Annotated in this window: 20 protein-coding genes; 4 read left to right on the top strand and 16 right to left on the bottom strand. The window is 67.5% G+C overall.

All coding sequences use genetic code 11. From position 1 onward, the window contains the following. Window positions 1-2: 2 nt before the first annotated feature. The 12 genes from FN976_RS00705 to FN976_RS00650 form a co-directional block, all read right to left on the bottom strand. Window positions 3-659, bottom strand: coding sequence for an alpha/beta hydrolase family protein (locus FN976_RS00705; RefSeq protein WP_255440016.1), 657 nt, complete (start codon window positions 657-659; stop codon window positions 3-5). 14 nt (window positions 660-673) lie between these two features. Next, window positions 674-1,537 (bottom strand): alpha/beta fold hydrolase, encoded by an 864-nt coding sequence (locus FN976_RS00700; protein WP_145889948.1) that lies wholly within the window; start codon window positions 1,535-1,537, stop codon window positions 674-676. Further along, the gene (locus tag FN976_RS00695) at window positions 1,534-2,505 is read right to left on the bottom strand and encodes a Bug family tripartite tricarboxylate transporter substrate binding protein (RefSeq protein ID WP_145889946.1); all 972 of its coding nucleotides are present in this window, start codon (window positions 2,503-2,505) and stop codon (window positions 1,534-1,536) included. The genes FN976_RS00700 and FN976_RS00695 overlap by 4 nt, the downstream gene beginning before the upstream one ends. A gap of 31 nt (window positions 2,506-2,536) precedes the next feature. Then, window positions 2,537-3,493, bottom strand: coding sequence for a Bug family tripartite tricarboxylate transporter substrate binding protein (locus tag FN976_RS00690; protein WP_145889944.1), 957 nt, complete (start codon window positions 3,491-3,493; stop codon window positions 2,537-2,539). Further along, window positions 3,490-4,512, bottom strand: a complete 1,023-nt coding sequence (locus FN976_RS00685) for a uroporphyrinogen decarboxylase family protein (RefSeq protein ID WP_145889941.1) — start codon at window positions 4,510-4,512, stop codon at window positions 3,490-3,492. The genes FN976_RS00690 and FN976_RS00685 overlap by 4 nt, the downstream gene beginning before the upstream one ends. Window positions 4,513-4,621: 109 nt before the next feature. Then, window positions 4,622-5,326, bottom strand: coding sequence for an ABC transporter ATP-binding protein (locus tag FN976_RS00680; protein ID WP_145889940.1), 705 nt, complete (start codon window positions 5,324-5,326; stop codon window positions 4,622-4,624). Further along, a complete protein-coding gene (locus tag FN976_RS00675) occupies window positions 5,319-7,085 on the bottom strand; it encodes a branched-chain amino acid ABC transporter ATP-binding protein/permease (RefSeq protein WP_255440015.1) in 1,767 nt (588 codons plus the stop codon). The genes FN976_RS00680 and FN976_RS00675 overlap by 8 nt, the downstream gene beginning before the upstream one ends. Then, window positions 7,082-7,942, bottom strand: a complete 861-nt coding sequence (locus FN976_RS00670; protein WP_145889938.1) for a branched-chain amino acid ABC transporter permease — start codon at window positions 7,940-7,942, stop codon at window positions 7,082-7,084. The genes FN976_RS00675 and FN976_RS00670 overlap by 4 nt, the downstream gene beginning before the upstream one ends. A 12-nt stretch (window positions 7,943-7,954) precedes the next feature. Then, complete coding sequence (locus FN976_RS00665) at window positions 7,955-9,166, bottom strand: amino acid ABC transporter substrate-binding protein (protein ID WP_145889935.1); 1,212 nt, start codon at window positions 9,164-9,166, stop codon at window positions 7,955-7,957. Window positions 9,167-9,188: 22 nt separating this feature from the next. Beyond that, window positions 9,189-10,331, bottom strand: a complete 1,143-nt coding sequence (locus FN976_RS00660) for a CaiB/BaiF CoA transferase family protein (RefSeq protein ID WP_145889934.1) — start codon at window positions 10,329-10,331, stop codon at window positions 9,189-9,191. After that, the gene (locus FN976_RS00655) at window positions 10,328-11,155 is read right to left on the bottom strand and encodes a citryl-CoA lyase (protein WP_145889932.1); all 828 of its coding nucleotides are present in this window, start codon (window positions 11,153-11,155) and stop codon (window positions 10,328-10,330) included. The genes FN976_RS00660 and FN976_RS00655 overlap by 4 nt, the downstream gene beginning before the upstream one ends. Beyond that, window positions 11,156-12,046, bottom strand: coding sequence for a dioxygenase family protein (locus FN976_RS00650; protein ID WP_145889930.1), 891 nt, complete (start codon window positions 12,044-12,046; stop codon window positions 11,156-11,158). A 126-nt stretch (window positions 12,047-12,172) separates the two neighbouring features. On the opposite strand from FN976_RS00650, the gene FN976_RS00645 reads away from it, so the two are divergent. Both FN976_RS00645 and FN976_RS00640 read left to right on the top strand, forming a co-directional pair. Beyond that, complete coding sequence (locus FN976_RS00645) at window positions 12,173-13,072, top strand: LysR substrate-binding domain-containing protein (RefSeq protein ID WP_145889928.1); 900 nt, start codon at window positions 12,173-12,175, stop codon at window positions 13,070-13,072. A gap of 21 nt (window positions 13,073-13,093) precedes the next feature. After that, window positions 13,094-13,585 carry a cupin domain-containing protein gene (locus tag FN976_RS00640; RefSeq protein ID WP_145889926.1) on the top strand — a complete coding sequence of 164 codons (492 nt, stop codon included), beginning with the start codon at window positions 13,094-13,096 and terminating at the stop codon, window positions 13,583-13,585. Window positions 13,586-13,588: 3 nt separating this feature from the next. Here FN976_RS00640 and FN976_RS00635 read toward each other — a convergent pair whose 3' ends face one another. The 3 genes from FN976_RS00635 to FN976_RS00625 form a co-directional block, all read right to left on the bottom strand. Further along, a complete protein-coding gene (locus tag FN976_RS00635) occupies window positions 13,589-14,152 on the bottom strand; it encodes a DNA-3-methyladenine glycosylase I (protein ID WP_145889924.1) in 564 nt (187 codons plus the stop codon). A gap of 7 nt (window positions 14,153-14,159) precedes the next feature. Beyond that, window positions 14,160-14,768: a PH domain-containing protein gene (locus FN976_RS00630; protein WP_145889922.1), complete on the bottom strand. Its 609-nt coding sequence runs from the start codon at window positions 14,766-14,768 to the stop codon at window positions 14,160-14,162. Between the two features lie 132 nt (window positions 14,769-14,900). Beyond that, entirely contained in the window at window positions 14,901-15,998 is a 1,098-nt protein-coding gene (locus tag FN976_RS00625; protein ID WP_145889919.1) for a 3-deoxy-7-phosphoheptulonate synthase, read from the bottom strand. Between the two features lie 65 nt (window positions 15,999-16,063). On the opposite strand from FN976_RS00625, the gene FN976_RS00620 reads away from it, so the two are divergent. Both FN976_RS00620 and FN976_RS00615 read left to right on the top strand, forming a co-directional pair. Continuing rightward, window positions 16,064-16,909, top strand: coding sequence for an endonuclease/exonuclease/phosphatase family protein (locus FN976_RS00620; protein ID WP_145889917.1), 846 nt, complete (start codon window positions 16,064-16,066; stop codon window positions 16,907-16,909). A gap of 63 nt (window positions 16,910-16,972) precedes the next feature. After that, window positions 16,973-18,061 (top strand): mandelate racemase/muconate lactonizing enzyme family protein, encoded by a 1,089-nt coding sequence (locus FN976_RS00615; RefSeq protein WP_145889915.1) that lies wholly within the window; start codon window positions 16,973-16,975, stop codon window positions 18,059-18,061. Window positions 18,062-18,079: 18 nt separating this feature from the next. On the opposite strand, the gene murQ is transcribed toward FN976_RS00615, so the two are convergent. Continuing rightward, window positions 18,080-18,979 carry an N-acetylmuramic acid 6-phosphate etherase gene (gene murQ, locus FN976_RS00610; RefSeq protein WP_145889913.1) on the bottom strand — a complete coding sequence of 300 codons (900 nt, stop codon included), beginning with the start codon at window positions 18,977-18,979 and terminating at the stop codon, window positions 18,080-18,082. Window positions 18,980-19,025: the final 46 nt, after the last annotated feature.

Genomic DNA, 19,025 nt, shown 5'->3' with positions numbered 1-19,025 from the left:
GCCTAGGCCAGCTGCTTCATCCAGCGGGCCGCCGTCTCCAGCAGCTCCTCACGCACCTGCGCGTCGTTGCGGCCGGAACGCACCAGCACGTGAAACGAGTGATCCGCGGCATCCACGACGTGCAGGGTGGGCCAGGCGCCGAGCGTCGCCACCGTGTCGCGCACCAACCCCAGGTCGGCGAGTTCATCGCGCGTGCCCTGCAGGAACAGCATGGGCAGTTCCACATTCGCGAGATGCTTCGCCCGCTCGACACCGGGCTTCCCCGCCGGGTGCAGCGGGAAGCCGACGAACACCAGGCCGCGCACGCCTGCGAGCGCATCGGCGGCCTGTGCCTGAGACGTCATTCGCGCGCCGAAGGACTTGCCGCCGGCGAAGAGCGGCACTCCCGGCAGCCGGCGCGCCGCTTCCGCGGCCGCGGCACGCACGGCGGCCTGCGCAACGACAGGCGGATCGGTGCGCTTGGAGCCCTGCTCCATGAAGGGAAACTGGAAGCGCAGGCAGGCAATGCCTCGCTCGGCAAAGCCCTCGGCCATGGACTGCATGAAGGTGTGGCGCATGCCCGCGCCCGCTCCGTGCGCGAACACATAGCAGGCCCAAGGGGATGCGGGCGCATCGAGCACGCCCGAGACTTCAACGCCATCTGAAACGGCGATCTTCATTTCGCCCGCCCCGCTCATGCGACGCGCCCCAGCCAGACGAGAAAATCGGCCGTCACTTCGTCGCGGTTGATTTCGTTGAGCACCTCATGGCGCGCGCCCGGATACATGCGCGTCGTCACGTCACGCAAGCCCGCCGCGCGCAGGCGCTCCACCAGCGGGTGGAACCACTCCAGCTTGTTGTTGACGGGGTCCTGGTCTCCCGTGAACAGGTACACCGGCAGTTCGGGACGCAGCGCGCCGAAGGCGCCAGGCAATGCCGTGCGCGCGCACGCCTCGACCATCGACGCGCGCGACGCCTTCGTCAGCGAGAAGCCGCACAGCGGATCGGCGATGTACTTGTCCACCTCGGCGTCGTCCCGGCTCAACCAGTCGAAGGGCGTGCGCGCCGGCGCGGTGCCCGCATAGTCCTCCAGCTTGCGTTGCGGGCCGCGCACGGCCATCAACAAGTCGGTCGCGGCTGTGCCGGACAAGGCCAGCGCGGCGATGCGGGCGGAGTGGTCCAGTGCGTACACCTGCGCCGCGAAGGAACCCATGCTGTGGCCGAACAGGGTGATGGCCAAGCCCGGGTGCTGCACGCTCGCGAACTCGGTCACGCTGAGCATGTCGCGCACGATGTCGGGGAAACCGGCCGCGCCGAAGTTGCCGCGCTGGCTCTCGACCCGCGCCGCTTCGCCATGGCCCCGATGGTTGTTCGCATAGACGGCGAAGCCGGCGGCAGTGAGTGCTTCCGCCAGGCGCCCGTAGCGTGCCGCATGCTCGCCCATGCCGTGCGCGACCTGCACCACGCCGCGCACGGAGGCCTCCGGCAACCAGCTCAACACCGGGATGGGCTGGCCGTCTGCGGCCGGGATTTCGACCTGACGGAAGCCCTTGCTCATTCCGCCGTGATGCCCGCGGCCTTGATCGTCTTCGCCCAGAACTCGGTCTCCTGCTTCACCTGCGCATCGAGGTCGGAAGCACCGCGGTAGCGGATGTCGATGCCCGCCGTGGTGGCACGCGTGCGGGTTTCCGGCTGCTCCATCGCCTGCTTGATGGCCGCCGACAGCCTGGCCACCACGTCGGGCGGCGTGCCCGCGGGCGCGAAGATGCTCACCCAGGCTTCGAGCTCGAAGCCGGGCAGTCCGGCCTCGGCGGTGGTCGGCACGTCGGGCATCGCCGGATGGCGCGTCTTCGCGGCGACCGCCAGGCCTTTCAGCTTGCCGGCCTGCACGTGGCCCATCACCGAAGGCGGCGTGGTGATGAACAGCTGCACCTGGCCGGTGAGCACGTCCTGGATGGCCGGGCCGGAGCCGCGATAGGGGATGTGGACGATGCGCGTGCCGGTCTGCATCTTGAACATCTCGGTGCCGATGTGCGAGAGCGAACCGCTGCCCTGCGAGGCATAGCTCAGCTTGCCGGGATTGGTCTTGGTGTACGCGATGAAATCCTTCAGGTTCTGCGCCGGCACGGAAGGGTGCACCGCGATCACGTTGGTGGCGACGGTGATCATGGCCACCGGCACGAAATCCTTCTGCGCCCACGGCAGCTTCGGCGAAAGCGAGGGGTTGCCCACGTGGTACGCCGAATACGAAACCAGCAGCGTGTAGCCGTCCGCCGGAGCCCGCGCGACATGGCTGTACGCCACGTTGCCGCTGCCGCCGGCGCGGTTGTCGATGACGACGCTGCCGTTCAGCGCGCGGCCGAGCGGGTCGCTCAGCAGTCGCGCCGAGCCATCGACCAGGCCGCCCGGCGGATTCGGCACCACCAGCGTGATGGGGCGCGCAGGAAAGCCCTGCGCCGCGGCGGTGCCGCAGCTTGCGGCGAGTGCCAGGGCCAGCCAGGCGCGGCGGGATGTCGTGTGGGTCATGGGGCGTCTCCTTTGGCGATTGTCGCGCGTGTCAGTCGACCTGGGCACCCGAACGCTTGACCAGCTCCGCCCACTTGTCGATTTCGGCCTTGTTGAACGGTGCCAGTTCTTCGCTGCGCAACGCACGCTGCTCGATGCCCTGCTCACGCAGCTTGGCCATCACGTCGGGCTGTACCAGCGCCGCTGCGGACGCGGTGCGCAGTCGCGCCAGCGCCGCCGGAGGTGTGGCCGCCGGCGCATAGAGCATGAACCAGGCGACCAGGTCGAAGTCCTTCACGCCTTGCTCCAGCAGCGTCGGTACGTCGGACGCGGCGGCGCTGCGCTGCGCGCTGCTGGCACCCAGCGCGCGCAGCTTGCCCGCCTTGATCTGCGGCACGGTCGCGGCCGGGTGATAGAACATGAAGTCCACCTGCTTGCCCATCACGGCGGTCAGGGCCATCGCGCCCTCCTTGAACGGCGCGTGGACCATCTTGCCGCCGAGGCGCTGCGCCAGCATCTCACCGGCCAGATGACCCGAGGTGCCGTTGCCGGCGGAAGCGAAGGAGATCCCTTCGGGCCGCGCCGCCAGCGCGGCCAGGTCCTTGAGCGTCTTCGCCGGCGAGTCCGCGGCGACCACCAGCAAGGTCGGCGTGAACCCCACCAGCGCCAGCGGCGCGAAATCCTTCATCGGGTCATAGGGCAGCTTGCGAAACAACGAGGCGTTGATCGCATGCGTGCCCACGGTGCCCATGACGATGGTGCGGCCGTCGGGTGCCGACTTGGCCACTAGGTCGGATCCGGTGGAGCCGCCGGCACCGGCGCGGTTTTCGACGACGACGGTCTGCGCCAGCTGCTTCGCCAATGCTTCCGCGAACACGCGGCTCACGATGTCGGTGGTGGTGCCGGCGCCGAAGGGGACGACGAGCCTGACGGTGCCGTCCTGGGCCGGCGCGAGCGCCGGCCAGGCCAACGCGGCCAGCAGCAAGGTGCGACGGAGCAGGTGCGTCATTGGTATTCGCCTCGCAGCATCTGTGCGGCCTTGACCATGGACGCCAACTTCCCCTGCGCCACTTCACGCGGCAGGTACTTCATGCCGCAGTCCGGCGCCAGGATCACCTGCTCCGGCTTCACGTGCTTCAGCGCCTTGCGGATGCGTCCGGCCACCACCTCGGGCGTCTCGATGTTCATGTCCGAAAGATCCAGGCAGCCCACCATGATCTGCTTGCCGCCCAGCTCCTCCAGCACCTTCGTGTCCAGGTTCGACTGCGCCGTCTCGATGGAGACCTGCCCGCACTTGCAACCCGCCAGCTCCGGCAGGAAGGAATAGCCGCTGGGCCGCGCGTGGATGACGGCGGCGTAGCCGAAGCAGATGTGCACGGCGGTCGTGCCTTGCACGCCTTCGAGCGCGCGGTTCAGCGCGGCCAGGCCGTACTGGCGCGCCTTCTCGGGACGCGCCTGCATGTAGGGCTCGTCGATCTGCACCACGTCGGCACCGGCCGCGAACAAGTCCTTGATCTCGGCATTGACGGCCTCCGCGTAGTCCATCGCGGCTTCTTCTTCGCTCTTGTAGAAGTCGTTCTGCGCCTGCTGCAGCATGGTGAACGGGCCGGGCACCGTGATCTTGGTCATGCGCTTCGTATGCCGCTTGAGGAACAGCAGGTCTTCCACTTCCACAGCATGCTTGCGGCGGATCTTCCCACTGATGCGCGGCACCGGGTTCGGGTGACCCGAGCGGTCGAGCGCGGTGCCGGGGTTGTCCAGGTCCACGCCTTCGAGCGCGGTGGCGAAGCGGTTTGAATAGCTCTCGCGGCGGATCTCGCCGTCGGACACGATGTCGAGGCCGGCTTCCTCCTGCGCGCGGATGGCCAGCAGGGTCGCGTCGTCCTGCGCCTGCGCGAGGTAAGGCTCCTGCAGGCGCCAGAGCTCCTTCGCGCGCACGCGCGGCGGGAAACGCCCGGCCAGCTTGGCGCGGTCGATCAGCCATTCGGGCTGCGGGAAGCTGCCGACGATGGTGGTGGGGAACAGCATGTTGTCGATCCTTCTTGAATTGGCGTCATCCCGCGGACGCGGGGATCCAGAGCTTCCGTCGTGGAAGCCCTGGATTCCCGCCTTCGCGGGAATGACGGGGATGCGGTTTTCAGGTGCCAAGGTAGGCTTTGCGAATTTCAGGGCGCTGCATCAGTTCATCCGGCGCGCCTTCGGCGACGATGCGGCCCAGCTCCAGCACGAGCGCGCGATGCGACACGCGCATCGCCATCGCCACGTTCTGCTCGACGAGCACGATGGTCATGCCCGCCGCGCTGATCTTGCGGATGGCATCGAACATGTCCGCCGTGACCAGCGGCGACAGGCCGAGCGAGGGCTCGTCCAGCAGCAGCAGGCGCGGCCGCGCCATCAGCGCGCGGCCGATCGCCACCATCTGCTGCTGCCCCCCGGAGAGTTCGCCGGCCGGTTCCGGCAATTTGGCTTTCAATGCGGGGAACAGCGTCAGCACTTCCTCCAGCGTCTCGCGGCGTTTCGCCTTGGCTGCGGGGAGGTAGCTGCCGACATCGAGGTTGTCGGCCACGGTCATGCCCGTGAACAGCCGCCGGCCTTCGGGCACCAGCGCGATCCCAGCTTCGCAGAAGCGGTGCGGCGCGAGCCGGGTGATCTCCTGGCCGTTCATGGCGATGCGGCCCGACTTCGGCGGCAGGATGCCGGCGATCGTGTTGACGAGCGTGGTCTTGCCAGCCCCGTTGGGACCGACGACGCAGAGCAGTTCGCCGGTGGCGACGCGCAGCGACACGTCCCAGATCGCGCCGGCTTCGCCATACGCCACGGCCAGTTGGTCGACCTCAAGCATGTGCCAACCCCAGATAGGCCTCGACCACGGCCGGCCGCTGCATCACTTCCTGGGGGGCGCCTTCGGCCAGCAGCAGGCCCTGGTCGAAGACGACGATGCGGTCGGTCAGCGCCATCACGGCGTCCATCACGTGTTCCACGAAGACGATGGTGGTGCCCTGGTCGCGGATGCGCTTGATCAGCTGCACGGCGGACTGGATCTCGGTGGGTGTCAGGCCGCACAGCACTTCGTCGAGCAGCACCAGGCGCGGCCGCGAGGCCAGCGCGCGCGCCAGCTCCAGGAACTTGCGCTGGTGCAGATTGAGATCGCCGGGCAGGCTGTCGGCCTTGCTTTCCAGGTGCGCGAACGCCAGCCACTGGCGCGCTTCGTTGCGGCCGGCCTCCATCGTCGGCAGGCCCTTTCCCGCATACATCGCGGCAATGGCGACGTTGTCCAGCACGCTCATCTGCGTGAATGGCCTGGGGATCTGATACGTGCGCGCGATGCCCGCCTGGGCGATGCGGTGGGCCGGCAAGCCGGCGATGTTCTTGCCATCCAGCCACACCTCGCCGCCGTCCGGCAGGAAGTGCCCGCTCACCACGTTGATGAAGGTGGACTTGCCGGAGCCGTTGGGTCCGAGCAGCCCGAGGATCTCGCCCTGGCGGACTTCGAGGGTGACGTTGTTGAGGGCTTTCAATCCCCTGAAGGATTTCGACAGGCCTTTGACAGTCAGCAGAATGGGGGCCTCGGGCGAGCCACCACCCCCGCCCTCCCCCAAAGGGGGAGGGAGTTCTTTGACTTCCTCCTCCCCCCTCTGGGGGGAGGCCGGGAGGGGGGCGCGCACGGCACGTCGCCGCCACAACTTCCCCATCACCCCCTGCGGCATGAACAAAATCCCCGCTACCAGGATCGCCCCGATCAACCCCTTTCCCATCACCGCGTACTGGCTCCCCGTGAACGCGAACAGCAGACACGTGATCGCCACCGCCCCCGCCGCCGGCCCGGCCCAGTGCCGCGACCCCCCCAGGATGCTCATGAGCACCACCGTCAGCGGCACGGTGATGTTGAAGATCTCCGGCGTGGTGATGTACGACACGAACAGCGCATGAATGCCGCCCGCCCAACCCGCCAGTGCGCACGACAGCGCGAGCGCGCCGAGCTTCCAGCGGAAGGTCGGCACGCCCATCACCTCGGCCGCATCCTCGTCGTCATGGATGGCGAAGAGGCCAGCGCCGAAGCGCGAATGCCACACGGCCCACGACACCAGCATCGTCACCACGGCAGCCACCACCATCATCAGGAACAGGCTCGACGTCGCGCTCGGGCCGAGCGAGGGCACTGGCACCGCATTCAGGTACACGCCCTGCCCGCCATCCAGCGGCGAGTTGCCGATGATCGTGGCCAGCACGAAGGTGACCGCCAGCGTGAGCAGGGCAAACAACTCGCCGCGGACGCCACGGACCCGAAAGGCGACCGAGCCCACGGCGACCCCGATCACCGCTGCAACCAGCGCAGCAACGGGAAGCGTCCACAGGAAAGGCCAGTTGAACTTGGCCGCCAGCGTCGCCGACGTGTACACGCCCGCGCCGAAGAACGCGCCATGCCCGAACGAGAAGTAGCCCGCGTAACCCGAGAGCAGGTTCCACGAGGTCGCCAGCACGATCCAGAACAGCGCCAGGTACAGGAACGACTCGTAGAACGCCGGCGGTTTCAGGAACGGCAGCATGCACAGCAGCACACCGGCGCCGAGGACAGCCAGGGGGGCGGCGCGCAGCTTCACCGCACGCGTCCCGGCCTGAGCAGCAAGATGAGGATCAGCAGCGCGAACGACACCAGCGGCGCCCACGACGGCGAGGTCACGGCCATCGTCACCGCCTCGCTGACACCGATGATCACGCCGGCCACAAGAGGACCGAGCGCGCTGCCCAAGCCACCGAGCATCACGGCCGCGAACACCACACCGACCCAGGCGTACATCTGCGAAGGACTGATGCTGCTCGAAAGGGCGATGCAGACACCGGCGATGCCGGCCAGCGCCGAGCAGGTGCCCGCCAGGAGGAAGCTGTTGCGCCGCTGGTTGATGCCGAAGGCGGCGGCGATGGGCGCGTCTTCCGCCGACGCGCGCAGCGCCTTGCCCAGGTCGGTGTGCCGCAGCACCCACCAGGCTGCGCCCGTCACCAGCAGTGCCACCACCAGCGTCATCAACTCGGGGATGGGGACGTAGAGCGGCCCGAGCTTGAACTTCATGGTGGCGTAGGCCGACTCCAGCTTGCGCGGATCGGCCGTCCAGATCGTCTGCATGACGGATTCGGCGATGCCCATGCAGCCGAAGGTGAGCAGCAGCGAGCTGAAGGGCGTGAGCTTGAACCGCTCGGTCAACCAGTGCAATCCTGCTCCCAACGCGAACATCAAGGGGACGATCACCGCCAACGTGAGCAGCGGATCCCAATGCGCCACCACCGCCAATTGCAGGCAAAGGTAGGCCGAGAGGAACGCGAAGGCGAAGTGCGTGAGGTTGATGGTACGCAGCAGTCCCCAGCTGAGGCCCAGCCCGAGCCCCAGCAGGCCGTACAGCGCGCCGACAAAAAACCCGGACAGCACTGACTGCCCGAGCAAGGTCCAGCTCGGAAAACTCATCGCGAGTGGGGCCTAGTTCGCCGCCATGCGGACGCCGGGCGTCGCGATCTCGCGCGGCCACACCACGACCCACTTGCCGTTCTGGATCTGCTTGATGCGCATCAGGTCGTCGCCGTAGTTCGACGGCCCGTCGAAGCGCAGCGCGCCCTGGATCGTGTTCACCTTGTTCTTCTTCAGGTAATCGGCGATCTTCTTGTCGTCCAGGCTCTTGGTGGCGGTGACCCCCGCCTCCAGGATCTGCCAGGCGGTCCAGGAGGCCCCGGCCTGCACCTCCACCGAGGTATCGGGGAAGTTCGCCCTGGCGGCGCGGGCGCGGTAGGTGGTGATGAACTTCTCCGCGCCGGGCCGGGTGTTGAAGGGCGGCTGGTCCTCGAAGATGGTGACGGACAGCGCGTTCTTCGCATCCGGCGAGGCCACCAGCGGCCCCGGCGCCGGATACATGTAGAAGTGCTGCGGCGGCACATAGTCGATCTTCTTCATGGCGTCGAGCAGCAGGTTGCCGTCCAGGCCGATCGCGCCGACGAACACGAAGTCCGGCTTGGCATCCTTGACGCGCGCGGCGATGGGCCCGAACTCGCGGTTGCCGAATTCCCATTCGAGGAACAGCACCTCCGTCAGGCCCTTCTTCTTGATGGTCTCGCGCGCGCCCATCGACATGAAGTGGATCGAGGGGAACTTGCTGGTGACCACCGCCACGGTTTTCGGCGGCTTGGGCCCGGCAGCCAGTGCCTCGAACAGGGTGTTGTTGACCGTGACACCGGGGTCGGAGCCCAACGACCAGGCGGGGAACTGCATGTCGTACTTGGCCAGCGAGGGCACGCCCAGCGTGTGGTGCACCAGCACCTTGTTGTAGCGCTGGGCCACGCCCATGGCCGAGAGGATGGCGCCGGTGGCATAGGGGCCCATCAGGAGGTCGACCTTGTCCGCGGTGATCAGTTGCTCGTACAGCGTGCGCGCCAGGTCGGGCTTGGACTGGTCGTCCTTCACGATCCATTCCACCTTGCGTCCCAGCAAGCCGCCGCGCTCGTTGAGCTGCTCGACGTAGATTTCGCCCACGAGCTTGTGCACCTGCGCGGTGGCCGAGAGGGGGCCGGTGAGCGCCAGCGTGCTGCCGATGCGGATGGGTGCGCCCTGGGCAAAAGCTGCGAGAGGCGAAGCGCCCAACGCCGCGGAGGCCGCGCCGGCCAGCAGGGTGCGGCGGGGGATGGATGGGATCGTGCTCATGGCGTTGTCTCCTTCTCTTGGTTTAAGTCTTCGCGTCGGCAAGCATCGCATCGATGTCGCCGTTGTGCTCACCCAGGACCGGCGGCGGCCGCACCTGCAGCGAACGCTCGCCGTCGAACGTGACCGGCGGGCGCACCGTGCGGAACTCGCCCATGGTCGGGTGCTGTGCCGACACCAGCAGTTGCAGATGCTTCGCCTGCGGGTCTTCCAGCGCTTCGCTGGTGTCGTACATGGGCGCGTGCGGCACGTCCTCGGCCAGCAGCCGGTTGCACCATTGCTCGCGCGTGCGCGTGCGGAAGATGCCGCCCAGCAGCTCGATCAGGCCGTCCTGGTTCTGGATGCGCACCTCGCGGGTGGCGAAGCGCGGGTCCTGGAAGATCTCGGGCCGCTCGATGGCGTTGGCCAGGCCTTGCCAGAACTTCTCGGGCGAGGACATGTGCAGCGCGACCCATTTGCCGTCGGAACACTCGAGCACATAGGACTGCGACACGCTGGGCCGGCTGTAGGGGCCCATCACTTCACCGGCCGAGTAGTAGTGCGTGAAGGCGTCCAGGTTCCAGTGCGACATGGCTTCCAGCATCGACACTTCGACCTTGCGGCCGGTGCCGGTGCGGGCCCTCTCGTGCAACGCGCCCAGCACACCGTAGGCCGCGTAGAAGCCGGTGACCGCATCGGCGATGGCGGGCCCCACGACGCGCGGGTTCGCCGGATTCACCAGCAGCTTGAGGTAACCGCTGGCCGCCTGCGCCACCGTGTCGTAGCTGGGGCGCGCCGCCGAGGGACCGTCGGGGCCGAAGCCGCTGATCGAGCAGTAGATGAGGCGCGGGTTGAGCTCGCGCAAATCCTTCTCGCCCACACCGAGTTGCTCCGCCACGCCGGGGCGGAAGTTCTGGATGTACACGTCCGCCGTCTTCACCAGCTCGTACAGACGTTCGCGGTCGGCGGGCTGCTTGGTGTTGAGCGTGATGCTGCGCTTGTTGCGGTTGTAGGTCTGGAAGTGCGGGCTGTAGAGGCCGCCCTTGAACGCGCGAAACGGGTCGCCGGTTCCTGGCTGCTCGATCTTGATGACGTCCGCGCCCAGGTCGCCCAGCAGCATGCCGCAGGCGGGGCCGGTGATGAACGTGCCCTGTTCCAGCACGCGCACGTCTTGCAGGACCGAACTCATCGCGCCGAGGCTTTCGGCGCCGGGCCTTCGTAGACCAGCTCGCGCGTGGCCTGGTACGACAGGGCGAAGCCGCTGGGATTCACAGCTTCCTCGCACAGGTGCGCGATCAGGCCCGCGGTGCGCGCCAGGATCGGCACGCCGCGCAAACCGCGCAAGGGGAAGTTGGTGCCCAGGAGCACCGCGGGAATCGCCGCCGAGACATTGAGCTTCAGTTCCTTGCCCACGACTTCCGGGATGACGGCCTCGACCGCCTCCGCGATCTCCACGAAGCGCTGGCCGGCACCCGCTTCCTTGGAGACGGCGAACAAGCGCACTACGCGCGGGTCGCGGTCCTTGTGCAGCGGGTGTCCGTAGCCGGGCACCGGCTGGCCAGCCGCACGCCAGCGCCCGATCACTTCCTTGGCCGCGGCCCGCAAGTCGCCCGTCGGACCCGCCTGCTGGTCAACCTCGCTGAACATCCGCCCAGCCGTCTCCGAAGCACCCAGGATCACGCTGCCGCAACCCAGGATGCCCGCCGCCACCGCGCCTTGCAGCGCATCTGGTGCCGCCGCGTAGGTCATGCGGCTGGCCTGCACGCTCGGCACCATGCCGTGTTCGGCGATGGCGACGAGCGTCGCGTCCAGCACCATCCGGTCGGCGTTCGAAGGCCGCTGGCCGGTGACCAGCAGGCTGAAGTAGTCCGTGAAGGAGATCTTGCCGATCAGGTCATGGCACAAGTCTTCACCGCGCACGGTGATGCTGTGCTCGTCGGACGTGCAGATCGCGGTGCGTGGCACCGTCGATTTGCCGATCTTGTTGATGGAGCCGGTGGAGGCGGAGCTCATTCAGGCACCCTGGGGGATCAGCCGGAAGTCATAGTGCGCGGCGTGGTACGGCTTGTCCATCTGCTTGCCATCCGGCGCCTTGCCGGGCGGGCACTTCTCGAACTCCACGATCAGGCTCTCGCGCACACCGAACACCGCATCGGAATCCAGGTACGGGCTGTCCTTGACGAACAGGTGCGTCGTAACCGGGGTGTGCCCGGGCGCCGACACCATCATGTGGATGTGGCCGGGGCGATTCGGGTGGCGGCCCATCTTGCCCAGCATCACGCCCACCGGGCCGTCGGTGGGCACGGGGTAGTAGGTCGGCCGGATCGACCAGAACCAGTAGCGGCCCTCTTTGTCGGTGCGGATGCGAGCGCGCGCCCGCATGCCGGCGTCGGCCATCTGCATGTCGTAGATGCCGTCGCCGTCGCCCGACCAGACGTCGAGCAACGCGTTCTCCAGGGGCTTGCCCTCCAGGTCGGTCACCCGGCCGCTGTAGAAAGCGGGCTCGCCGGGGATGCCCTGCGCGATGTCGCTGCCGAGCGCGACGTCCGGCGCGCCTTCCCAGTAGAAGGGGCCTTGCACGGTGGCATCGGTCGGGGGCGTGGCGCCGGTCCGGTTGCCGAGGGCACGCGCATGTTCCAGCGCCACCACCAGCATCGACAGGCCCAGCGTGTCGGAGAGCAGGATGAATTCCTGCCGCTTCTCGTCGCAGGCCTTGCCGCAGGCGGTGAGGAATTCGATGGCCTGGAACCACTCGGGCCCCTTCAGGTCGACGTCGCGCGCGAAGTCATGCAGGTGGCGCACCAGCGAGGTCATGACCTGCTTGAAGCGCGGGTCCTGGCAGTCGGCCAGGCGGGCGATGACGGCGTCGGTGAGGCTTTTGGTGTCGTATTCGAGTTGGGCCATGGCGGGGGTCCTGATGCAACTGGCGGGACTCTATCGATTGACAGGAGCCCGCAGAAGTGAAGAATTTCGATGGTTCGCATCGATACCATCGATCATTCACACTGGTTAACCCTAGACTGGGCCCCCATGGAACTGCGCCACCTGCGCTACTTCGTCGCGCTGGCCGACACGCTCAACTTCACGCGCGCGGCCGAGCGGGTGCACGTGACGCAGTCGACGCTCTCGCACCAGATCCGCCAGCTCGAAGACGAGATCGGCCGCGCCCTGTTCGACCGCATCGGCAAGCGCGTGCTGCTCACCGACGCCGGCGAGACCTTCCTGGGCTACGCGGCCAAGGCGCTGCGCGAGGTCGACCAGGGCCTGGGCGACCTGCTGCGCGCGCCCGACGAACTGTCGGGCCAGGTGCGCATCGGCTCCACCGGCACCTTCAACATCGGCTTCGTGCCGGAGTGCATGGCGACGTTCCTGCACAAGCACCCGACGGTGAAGGTCACGGTCGACGAACTGGCGGCCGATACCATCGCGCAGCGCCTCCTCGACGGTACGCTGGACATCGGCATCTCGTACGCGCCGCCCGATGCCAGCCACCTGTGGTTCGAGCCGCTCTACACCGAGGAGATGGTGCTGGTGGTGGGCCTGCAGCACCCGCTGGCGCAGCGCAAGCGCGTGCGCATGGTGGAGTTGCATCGCCAGCGCATGGTGCTGCTGCCCGAGAGCTTTGCCACGCGCGGCATGCTGGACGAGTGCTTTCGCGCCTGCGGCGCCGAGCCCATGCTGGCGGCGGAGATGAACACCATCGCGCCGATGATCGCGCTGGTGGCGCGTACTGCATTGGCCACCGTCGTTTCCGCCCAGGCAGTGCCGCCGCGCGAAGACATCCGCGTGATCCCGCTGGAGAGCCCGACACCGGTGCGCACGCCGGGGATCCTGTGGAAGCGCGGGGGCAAGCAGACGGCGGCGGTACGCTCGTTCGCGAACGGGATCCGGAAGCTGGCGCTGGGGATCAGTTTGCGGCCGGAGGGGTGAGTGGCGGAGAATGGTGGCGACATGACGGCCACCGCCCCCATCACCGACGACAATCCATCGGTCGAAGAGATGGAAGGTCGCGTCGCGCGCTTCCTGAACTTGAAGCCGACCGACGACTACATCGACTCCGCGATCCCGGGCTGTGAGCGAACCACGCTTCGCGTCCTGGGCCAGCAACCCGGCGCGCCACTGGCGGCGGAGGGTTTCCACATGAGCCTCGTGCACTGCGAGCCAGGAAAAGCCGCGCCGCTGCACAACCACCTGACGCAGGAAGTCTTCGTCGCGCTCACGGGGCGGTGGGAAGTGTTCTGGGGACCTGAAGGAAGCCGGAGCATCGTTCTGGAGCAGTGGGACACGATCAGCATCCAGCCCGGTGTGTCGAGGGGGTTCCGGAATGTCAGTGCCGAACCCGCCTACCTGATGGGCATGGCCAGCGGCAAAGACCCGGGCATGATCAACTGGCCGGAGCCGGTACGCGCCGCGGCACGCGCCGTGGGCGTCGAACTTCCGTAGTCTCTAACGCCGCGCCCGGCGGAAGGCGCAGTCCGCCGCATGGTCATCCACGATCCCCACCGCCTGCAGCCAGGCATAGACGATCGTCGGCCCGACGAACTTGAAGCCGCGGCGCTTCAGCTCGTTGGAGATGGTGGCGGACAGCTCGGTCTGCGCGGGCAACGTCTTGCCGTCGCCGCGAATCACCTTCCCCTGGGTGAACGACCAGCAGAACGCCCCGAAGTCCTCGCCGTTCTTCATCATGTCGCAGTAGATTCTGGCGCCCGCGATGGTCGCCTCGATCTTCGCGCGCGAGCGGATGATGCCTTCGTTCGCCAGCAGGCGCTCGATGTCGCGCTCCCCGAATTTCGCCACCTTCGCCGGCTCGAAGCCGGCGAAGGCCTTTCGAAAGGCATCGCGCTTGCGCAGCACCACCAGCCACGACAGCCCGGCCTGGAAGCCTTCCAGCATCAGCGTTTCCCACAACTCACGAGCATCGCGCACAGGCACGCCCCACTCGGTGTCGTGGTACGCCTGCATCAATGGATCGCTTTGCGCCCAGGCGCAGCGCCGGACTTCCTTCGGCATCGACAAGCTAGGCCTGGATGTACTTCGCGAACACGTCGCTGAAATCGCGCTTCATGTAGCTCACCAGCATCGCCTGGTTCACGCCTTTCAGCAGCTCGTTGTACTGCGCGGTCACCGCCTCGCCCGAGCTGGCCGAGGTGATCTTGTACATGGAGGCCGTGGCATCGAGCGCGCGGATGGCGTTCTCGCGGCACACCGCGTCGGTGTATTGCCGCTTGCTGATGGTGATGAGCGCCTTGTAGATGTCCTTCAGCTGTTCGATGAAGTTCTTGCGCACGTCGATGCTGAAGACCACGCCGCCGATGCTGAACTTCAGCTCGATGTCCATGTCGATCGTGCCGGCCGTCTCGATCTGCACGCCGGCGATCTGCTGGCTGGCGTATTCGTAGCGCTTGATCGACCGCTTCGACGACACGGCGGAGTCGCCGTCGACGTGGATCAGCGCGAGGTTGGTGAAGCAGTATTCGTCCTTCTTCGACTTGATCAGGAAGAAGATCTTCTCCCCGTCCTCATGGAACAGGTAGTCGTCGGCATCGACCTTGCCGAAGTCCTTGGGCTCGATGATGGAACCGATGTCGCTCAGGCCGAGCGCTTCGGAGGCGAGTTTCTTGAACATGTTGGCTCCTGGAAATGGGTCGAAAGCGGTGGAGCCTATCAATATTCCGTGACGGTGCTTGAGAAGAACTTCGCGAAAAAGGCGTGACGTCTGCACCAGCCGGCACCGGACATGTAACCGGATGCGTCCCTGCTACACCGGGCGAGCGGCAGCCAGGCCTCGCAACACCGCTTCCGTCTGCTCCCACCCGATGCATCCATCGGTGATCGACACGCCGCGTTGCAGCGGCACGCCCGGCTGCAGGTCCTGCCGGCCCGGGTTCAGGTGGCTCTCCACCATCAACCCCAGGATGCGCTGCTCGCCCGCGGCGATCTGGCGGGCCAGGTCCTGCGCCACCTCCACCTGCCGCTCGTACTTCTTCGCCGAATTCGCATGCGAGCAATCGACCATCACGCGCTCCGACACGCCGGACTTGCGCAGGATGGCGCATGCCGCGTCGATGTCCGCTTTCGAGTAGTTGGGCCCGCGCGAACCGCCGCGCAGGATGATGTGGCAGTCGTCATTGCCCGAGGTCTCGAAGATCGCGACCTGCCCCATCTTCGTCATGCCCATGAAGGCATGGGGCGCGCGGCAGGAGATCAAGGCATCGGCCGCCATCTGCACGCCGCCGTCGGTGCCGTTCTTGAAGCCGACGGGGCAACTCAGGCCGGAAGCCAGTTGGCGGTGCGACGGGCTCTCTGTCGTGCGCGCACCGATGGCGCCCCAGCTGATCAGGTCGGCGATGTATTGCGGGCTGAGCAGGTCCAGGAACTCGGTGCCGGCCGGCAGGCCCATCTGCGCGATGGCCAGCAGCAGCTCGCGCGCCTTGCGCAGGCCCTCGTTGATGCGGAAGCTGCCGTCCAGGTGCGGGTCGTTGATGTAGCCCTTCCAGCCGACCGTGGTGCGCGGCTTCTCGAAGTACACGCGCATCACGATCAGCAGCTGGTCCTTCACTTCCTCGCGCAGCGCCAGCAAGCGTTGCGCGTATTCGAGCGCCTGTTCGCTGTCGTGGATCGAGCACGGGCCCACCACCACCAGCAGCCGGGGATCGGTGCCGTGCACGACATTCGCGACTTCGGTCCGGCTGGCCTCGATGAAGCGCTGCACCGCGGCATCGGCCGGCAGCTCGTACTGCAGCAGCGCGGGCGAGATGATGGGCCGGACCTCGCGGATGCGCACGTCGTCCAGGCGCGTGGCCTGGGGGAATTCCTCGTTGGGCTCGGGGTAGCGCCCGGTCGGCGTGCTGGTCACTCGGTTCTCCACTGGCAATCTCAAAGAGGGAAGTCTAGGGCACGGCTCCCTATACTTCCGCCAGCATGAAACTCGTCACCTGGAACGCCCAATGGTGCTGCGGCAACGACGGCATCGTCGATCCCCGGCGCATCGTCAAGGTGGCCCGGAAGCTGGGCGATTTCGACGTGCTGTGCCTGCAGGAGATCGCGGTGAACTACCCGAAGCTCGAAGGCAACGCCGGTCATGACCAGCCCGCATGGCTGCGCGGTCTTCTGCCGGGCTTCGAACTGTTCTTCGGCGCCGCCGTGCAGGAATGGGGGGCGGACGGCGCGCACCGGCAGTTCGGCAATTGCATCGCGACCCGGCTGCCGGTGGCCCACGTGCAGCACCATGCCCTGCCGTACCCGCCGGATGACGGCGTCCGCAGCATGCCGCGCATGTGCACCGTCGTCACGCTGATCGATCCCGGCCTGGGGGCCGTGCGGGTGATGACGACACACCTGGAGTACTACTCGAAGAAGCAGCGCATGGCCCAGGCGCGCGCGCTGCGTGACCTCCACCTGCAATACTGCGCGCATGCGGCGATGCCCCCGCAACCCAGCGACGACGGCTCGCCTTTCCAGACCAAGCTGCACACGGACCTGGCCATCCTTTGCGGCGACTTCAACTTCGAGGCACATGAGCCGGAGTACGCGGAGATCACCCGGCCTTCCGAGGGCGGGTCCTTGCACGATGCATGGCGCGTCCTGCACGCGGACGCGCCGCACGCGCCCACTTTCCGCCTCCACGACCGCCGCTATGGGCCAGAGCCGATCGCCTGCGATTTCATTTTCGCGAGTGACCGGTTGAAGGACCGGCTGCAGTGGCTGGAGGTCGATGGCCGCACGCAGGCTTCCGACCACCAGCCGGTTCTGGTCGAGTTGGGCTGACGGCCCCGCGCGGCCCAGGAAAACCCGCTGGCAGGGCAAAGCACATTCGCCTAAACCGTCGCCATGGCCAACATCACCGAAATCGAACCCGGCTTCTACCGTCTTCCGCTGCCGACGGCTCTGACCGATTCCATGCACGGCGAGATGCTCGCCTTCGAGCTCAACACCGTGCGCGTGCGTGACGCCGACGGCCAGCAGGGTGTGGGCTACACCTTCACCTGCGGACGCAACGGCGCCGCGATCGATGCCGTGCTGCGCCGCGACTTCCCCGAGGTGGCGCTCGGCCAGGACGCGGACCGCATCGAGTTCCTGTGGAACCGCCTCTGGTGGGCTTCCCATTACGGCGGGCGGGGCGGGCCGACGGTGCTGGCCTTGTCAGCGCTGGACATGGCGCTCTGGGACCTGAAAGCCAGGCGCCTGCGCGAACCGCTGTGGAAGCTGCTGGGCGGCCATGCGCCGCGCGTGCGCTGCTACGCGGGCGGCATCGATCTGCAGCTGCCCCTGGACGCCCTGCTGCGCCAGACCGATGCCAACCTGGAGCGGGGCTTCCGTGCGATCAAGATGAAGGTGGGGCGCGAGCTGCTCGCCGAGGACGTGGAGCGCGTCGCCGCGATGCGCAAGCACCTGGGCGCGGGCTTTCCGCTGATGGCCGACGCCAACATGAAGTGGACCGCCGACCAGGCGATCCGCGCCGCCCGTGCCTTCCAGCCCTACGACCTCACCTGGCTGGAGGAGCCGGTCATTCCGGACGACGTCGCCGGGCAGGCGCGCGTGGTGCGCGAGGCCGGCATCCCCATCGCATCGGGGGAGAACCTGCGCACGCTCTGGGAGTTCAAGCAGCTCATCGCGGAAGGCGGCGTCACGTTCCCGGAGCCGGACGTCACCAACTGCGGGGGTATCACCAGCTTCCTCAAGATCGCCCACCTGGCCGAGGCATTCAACTTGCCGGTCACTTCGCATGGCGCACACGATGTCACCGTGCACCTGCTGGCGGCGGTGCCCAACGGAACGTTCCTGGAGGCACACGGTTTCGGGCTGGATGCGTACGTCGCAGAGCCACTGCGCATCGAGGAAGGCTTCGCGCTCGCCCCGGACCGGCCGGGGCATGGCATCGAGTTGGATTGGCAGCGGCTGGAGCGGATCCGGGCCTGATCCGGGCCCACGAACCTGCTATTTGCCGAGCAGCCCCGCGATCGAGCCGCCGGCGGCTTCGAGTTCGCGCCGCGCACCCTCCGCATCCACGCCCAGCTTCGCCATCACGATGGCGGCCTTCACGTGGCCGCCGGAAGCATCCAGCAGGCGCGCGGCCTCCTCGCGCGACACGGCCAGCGTGTCGACCAGGATGCGCTCGCCGCGGTCCTGCAACTTCTGGCAGGTCACCTGCAGGTCCACCATCAGGTTGCCGAACACCTTGCCGGTTTTCACCATGGCCGCGGTGCTGATGGTGTTGAGCACCAGCTTGGTCGCGGTGCCGGCCTTCATGCGCGTGGAGCCGGTGATCACCTCCGGCCCCACCAGCGGCGCGATCACGACGTCATGCGCTTCGCGCAACTGCGCGCTGGGATGGCTGCACAGCAGGAAGCCCGTGCGCGCGCCGCGTTCCCGGGCTCGCGCCAGCGCCCCATGCACGAAGGGCGTGGTGCCCGACGCAGCGATGCCCAGCACGAAATCATTCGGCCCGACGGCTTTCTCGTCCATCGCGGCGGCGCCATGCTCGGGGTGGTCCTCCGCGCCTTCCTGGGCGCGCAGCAGGGCTTCGAAGCCGCCGGCCATGACGCCCTGCACCAGTTCGGGCTCGGTGCGGTACGTTGGCGGCATTTCGGAGGCGTCCAGCACACCGAGCCGGCCGGAGGTGCCGGCACCCACGTAGAACAAGCGGCCGCCCTGCTCGAAGCATTCGACGACCAGGTCGATGGCGCAGGCGATCGCCTCGCGCTCTTTGCCGACGGCGGTGGCAACCAGGCGGTCCTCCGCATTGATGAGATCGACCACGGCCAGCGTGTCGAGCTGGTCGATGGCGGTGCTGCGCGGGTTGCGCTGCTCGGTCAGGCGCGGGTCGGGGGTGGTCACGTTCGAATGATCGCGGCGTCAATGCTAGAGTTCCCTCCCATCCTGC

Source organism: Caenimonas sedimenti (genome assembly GCF_007833165.1).
Taxonomy (GTDB): domain Bacteria; phylum Pseudomonadota; class Gammaproteobacteria; order Burkholderiales; family Burkholderiaceae_C; genus Ramlibacter; species Ramlibacter sedimenti.
Note: the sequence above shows the minus strand (reverse complement) of the source record. Positions and strands in the feature narration are given on the sequence as shown.